The organism is Ferrovum myxofaciens, assembly GCF_000735045.1.
Taxonomy (GTDB): domain Bacteria; phylum Pseudomonadota; class Gammaproteobacteria; order Burkholderiales; family Ferrovaceae; genus Ferrovum; species Ferrovum myxofaciens.
Map to the genome: position 1 here is coordinate 1 of NZ_JPOQ01000174.1, position 358 is coordinate 358.

The 358-nt window shown below is 57.0% G+C and carries 1 protein-coding gene; it reads left to right on the top strand.

What is annotated here, in order from left to right; translation table 11 throughout:
- Positions 1-358 (top strand): Mu transposase domain-containing protein (locus IV91_RS18525; protein ID WP_031598940.1); only part of this gene is annotated, 358 nt, incomplete at both ends.

Below are 358 nucleotides of genomic sequence, written 5' to 3' on the forward strand. Positions count from 1 at the left end.
ACCAACCACTACTCCGTTCCCGCTGATTATGCACACCGCCGTCTGACCATCAAGGCCCATCCTGATCGCCTGTGTGCCTATTACGACGGACAACTCATCGCCCGTCATGTCCGCTGCTATGACCGACATCAGGACATCGAACAACCGGATCACGCCAAGGTCCTGCTGAACCAGCGTCAGCATGCCCGTGAACAGCGCCTGGTCATGAACTTCCTGGCCCTTTCGCCCCATGCCCCTGCCTTCTACGAAGGATTACAGCACAAACAACTCAATACCCGTCACCACCTGCGTCTCATTCTGGCTCTCGCGGAAATCTATCCCAGTGCCGAAATGGATCGAGCCATCCAGGACGGGCTGA